Consider the following 4,743-nt stretch of genomic DNA (forward strand, 5'->3'; position numbering starts at 1 on the left):
GGTTGGGGTGGGTCAAGTTGATTCATTAGACGGATAGCTTTGACATAATCAGCATCACTACCCGGTTGTTTGCGTACCCAAGCCATTGCCCTAGCCTTTCCTTGCTGACTCATCAAAATCAGTGCCCCCCAAAACTGGACATCAGCTCGACTAGGGTTAACCTTCAAAGCTGCTGTCACTCGATTCCATAGCCGTCCAGAGTCAGTTTTTAACAGAGTTAAAATGTCCTCTCGAGCATTTAGGTTTGCTTGCATGGCTGTAATTGCCTTCGCCCATTGCCCGTCAATTAAATAGACAAAGATTTGCTCGCTAACACTCCCCCATTGCTGCTTTGCCTGGGCACTCGTTACCTCAGCATGGAGGCGAATATAGTCAAGCTGTGCCTGAGCGTCGGCTGTCCATTGTTTAGCAGGTATCTGCTGCTTGATAGCTTCTAGCCACAGTCGTGCTGGTGTCCACAGGCCACTTTGGGCTAATGTCAAAATCGATTGATAAGCGCGGGTAGAAATGGCTGGCTCCCTAAGGGAAATCGGCTCTAGCTGAATTGGATCCAATAAAAACTTACGTGGTTTAATGCGATAAACTTTGTACTGTGGTTCTAGGTCGATCGTGTGATTGATAACCAACTCTGGTAGGCCGCCACCTGTGAACTCTTGCCACACCGGTACCGAAGGGGTACCACTCCACGATAGCAACGAACCCAAGTAACCGGTTTCGGGGTTATAGTGCAAAACTTGACCATAGAACAATGGCTGGCTGCCACGGGTGTACTTTCCCTTGAGATTCAGCCAAATTCCTAGCCGTGGTGCTTGGTCTTGAAAGATCTCAATATCCGTCAGCGGTAGCGACTGGCTAGAGCCACTACCTGAAGCATAGGCATCGCTAATCGGCGCAGTTACTAAGCTCTCTTCAGGCCCAGTGACGGTCACTTGGCTGATAAGCCAGAAAAATTGCGCCCGTTTTTTAGGATTTACTTTATCCAAAGGCTTGCCATGGATATCGACAGGCTGATAAACCCTTAATTCAACAATTTGCAAGCAGCCGTGGCGATCGCTACAGCCTGCTATAGGTGCCATCACGGGTAAAACCATGGCAGGTGGCGTTGTAGCCTTGTCATCACTGCGCTGTAGCGGCATCATCTCCCCTGGAATGAACCCGCTTTGGCGGATAACAGCCTTAATATCACCCAATGTTTGCACAAGCTGTTGGTTAGCTGTGGGAATTCGCGTCCAATCTGGCAAAAATCGATTTAGCCAAGTCGCAGCATTAGGATCAAAGATAAGCTGTATCCCCAAGCGAACACTGCCATAAACCACCCCCGCTGATGCTAGCAAGATCGCGACAGACAGCAGCCCAGACAAGCGACTGGTTCGCTGAGACGAAGTAGAAGTACGAGAGCTTGAGGCCATCTACTGGTAGTTAACGTTCGCTAATCGGAATGTAGGGTACATTATGCAAACCAGTGTAAATTTGTGTTGGCCGGAAGATACGATTCTCAGCAAGTTGCTCTTTCCAGTGGGCTAACCAACCAGCTACTCTGGCGATCGCAAACACTGGTGTGAACAAATCCGTCGGGATGCCCAACTTGCGATAGACCAACCCAGAATAAAAGTCTACGTTTGGATAAATGCCCTTGTGGGCTAACCGCTCTGCTACAGCATTCTCTAGCTCCACAGCAATATCATAGTATTGATCACGACCAAACTTTTCAAACAACGTTTCCGCTGCTTGCTGAAGAATAGTAGCACGAGGATCCTTAACCTTGTACACCCGATGACCAAATCCCATAATCCGTTGCTTCTGTTCAAGCATCTTCTCTAGATAGGGACGGACATTTGCCACTGAGCCGATTTCCTCTAGCATGGTGATCACCTCCTCATTCGCCCCGCCATGCAGTGGCCCTGCTAGCGTACCCACGGCTGAGGCTACCACGGCGTAAGGATCTGTCAGGGTGGATGCTGTAACCATTGCCGAGAACGTCGAAGCATTGATGGTATGCTCAGCATGGAGGGTCAAGCAAGTATCAAATATCTTGGCAGCAATTGGCTCAGGTTCTCGCTCGCTCAGCATGTACAGAAAATTTGCCGCATAGTCCAGATCATCTCTGGGCTGCACAGGATCATTCCCCTTGCGGATGAGCTGAAAGGCAGCTACCATCGTAGGAATTTTTGCCAGCAGTCGAACTACAGCTTGTTTGATATAGGCTGGATCATCGAGTGCCCGCCGCGAATAGAACAAGCCCAAAGCTGCTGCTGAAGCCTGTAGTGCATCCATTGGGTGTCCACTCTCAGGGAAGCACTTCATCATATCTCGAATCCGGAACTTCACTCGGCGATGATAGCGAATTTCATGCTCAAAATCGTCTAGTTGTTCTCGGGTAGGCAGGTTTCCCCAAATCAGCAGGTAGGCTACTTCCAAGAAGGTACTTTTTTCTGCGAGATCCTGAATTGAAATTCCACGGTATTCCAAGATACCTTTTTGTCCGTCCACGAAGCTAATAGATGATTGTGTTGCAGGAATACCTTCTAGCCCTGCTCTATATTCACAAACCGTCATGGGTTCAACCTGTTTTGCTGCAAATGCGTATGAGGTCTAACTTATCAGAAAACTCTAAAGCAGCATAGATAGTCAAGCCTAGGTCACTAGGCTCAAGTGTTAGGGTTTGGTAATGCTTAATAGGTTTTGACAAGAACTACCAATCTGTTGTTGTTATATACCAAATATGCAATGGTTGGTTAGCAGTTCAAAATCAGACTTGAGATCACTGTTGATTGTAACTGTTGATTGTATCAGAGTCGTCACCTTAAAGTTGGCTGAGCGGTTAGTTGCACGATCGCTACAACCTAGTGTATGACAGTTTAGGGAACTGATTACGGCATGAGTGGTTTATGAGTGATCTCATCGCAGCAGTGCGATCGGGTGACAAGGTCGCTCTGAAAGCGTTAATTGATCGTGGCGTTGACCTAAACTCAGGAGACGCTGATGGTACAACAGCGCTAATTGTAGCAGCAGAAACAGGCCAAAATGAGGTGATTGAGCTATTGCTAGCAGCAGGAGCAGACTGCAATCAAGCTGATAACGACGGTTGGACACCCCTAATGGGGGCAGCCAGTGTTGGCAACTCAGTTGCTGTAGATCGGTTGCTCCAGCATGGGGCCGCTATTAATGCACAGACCAATTTTGGAGTGACGGCTTTGATGACAGCCGCCGCTAAGGGACAAGTTGAAACAGTTCGTCAGTTGTTAGCTCAAGGAGCGAGCTTGACCCTTAGAGACCATAATGGCTGGACTGCATTAATTTGGGCTGCGGATGCCCAGCACCATGACGTGATGGAGGTTTTGAAACAGGCACGCGAGCGTCAAGCAACCCAGCCCTAGGGATCGGTTTGTAGCTCGGCAGATTGTAGAAATGTAATCATTTGGTCAATACCCCGCTGAATCCATCGCGTCACGGTCATAGGGCTAACACCAATTTGTTCAGCAACTTCTTTGCGGGATAGATTCCTAAAGAAGACGCACTCGATCACGTTGCGGGTCTTTTCTTCTAGCTGACTTAGGGCGTGCTGAAGCTGTTGCCGCTCTTCTTCTAAGTTTTGCAAAGCCTGATAGCTAACATCAGGCAACATATCTCCTAAGGTCATAGTGCAATCCGCTTGTTGGGAAATTGTGGCATCTAAACTCAGTAGTGAGCGGTTCTGTCCAGCTAATTTGACATCCCGCCATTCATCAAGAGAGATACCCAATTCAGTAGCAATTTCTATATCGCGCGGCTGACGGCCTAGCCGCTTGCTGAGGCTCTCACGTACTCGCTGAGCATCCTTTTGTAGGTCTTGCCAGCGCCGAGGTAACTTAACGGTGTTGGCGCGATCGCGCAGAAAATGAAGAATTTCGCCCCGGATGTAAGGCACTGCAAAAGAACTGAATGCACAGCCTTGATTTGGGTTAAAGCGCTCGATCGCCCGAATCAACCCAATGAAACCAATCTGCTCTAGATCTTCGTAGGGTTCACTACACTGGTGGCACAGTTGATGGGCAATCTTGCGAACTAAGCCAGTGTTAAGCCGAACAATTTGATTGCGCACCGCGATCGTTGGATTCTGGTAATAACTAGCTAGCAGTTCAAGACTGCGAGCATGAAGGGACGGTTGACTTGCCATCATCTGCGGAGACCTCTCGTGAATACAACATCTTTGCTGAGGAGTTACTCCTATTCTCTGGATTGCACTCCAACAGAACCATCGTTGTTTCACGGGATCAAGGGTTATACCCCCCAACAATATCCGTACATATACGCAACCCCACACTCGCAGCCTTTTCCTCAAAAGCCACCCCTGCCAGACCTTGCCTCTACTTAAGAATTGAAAATACCCGCCAACTAAAGAAGACAAGCAACCAATAGCTGGTGCCTCATGACAATAATTTTTGGGAATTGCGGAATACTGATGCTGTTGGCAATTTGTAGTCGCATGGTTAGTGAGTTGTTTAAAGTTAACCCCCATCGTGGTTCTGCTGATATTCGTGCCCCTGGCCGTATTCGCCTCCAGCAGATCTGGTCTGACCAGTGGTACTGGGGAGTTGGACTATTGGTGAGCGACATAGGAGCATTAGCGATCGCGTGGACAGTAGCCACTCGCTTAAACCAGTTTTACCTCCCCATTCCTACGGAGTTAAATTGGTGGGTGTGGCTAGGGTTACCGAGCTTGTTTTGGGTATTTGCCGCAATTACCTTGCTGTTTTTTGCCAG

Annotated in this window: 5 protein-coding genes; 2 read left to right on the top strand and 3 right to left on the bottom strand. The window is 48.5% G+C overall.

Annotated features, from left to right (window positions below):
• Window positions 1–1,409, bottom strand: a 1,409-nt coding sequence (locus tag NZ772_14195) for a hypothetical protein (GenBank protein ID MCS6814700.1), incomplete at its 3' end; no start/stop codon positions are given.
• Window positions 1,410–1,419: 10 nt separating this feature from the next.
• A complete protein-coding gene (locus tag NZ772_14200) occupies window positions 1,420–2,556 on the bottom strand; it encodes a citrate synthase (GenBank protein ID MCS6814701.1) in 1,137 nt (378 codons plus the stop codon).
• A 332-nt stretch (window positions 2,557–2,888) separates the two neighbouring features.
• On the opposite strand from NZ772_14200, the gene NZ772_14205 reads away from it, so the two are divergent.
• Window positions 2,889–3,377: an ankyrin repeat domain-containing protein gene (locus NZ772_14205; protein ID MCS6814702.1), complete on the top strand. Its 489-nt coding sequence runs from the start codon at window positions 2,889–2,891 to the stop codon at window positions 3,375–3,377.
• Here NZ772_14205 and NZ772_14210 read toward each other — a convergent pair.
• A complete protein-coding gene (locus NZ772_14210; GenBank protein MCS6814703.1) occupies window positions 3,374–4,156 on the bottom strand; it encodes an RNA polymerase sigma factor SigF in 783 nt (260 codons plus the stop codon). The genes NZ772_14205 and NZ772_14210 overlap by 4 nt on opposite strands.
• Window positions 4,157–4,441: 285 nt before the next feature.
• On the opposite strand from NZ772_14210, the gene NZ772_14215 reads away from it, so the two are divergent.
• Window positions 4,442–4,743, top strand: a 302-nt coding sequence (locus tag NZ772_14215; protein ID MCS6814704.1) for a sugar transferase, incomplete at its 3' end; no start/stop codon positions are given.

The organism is Cyanobacteriota bacterium (genome assembly GCA_025054735.1).
Lineage (GTDB): Bacteria > Cyanobacteriota > Cyanobacteriia > SKYG9 > SKYG9 > SKYG9.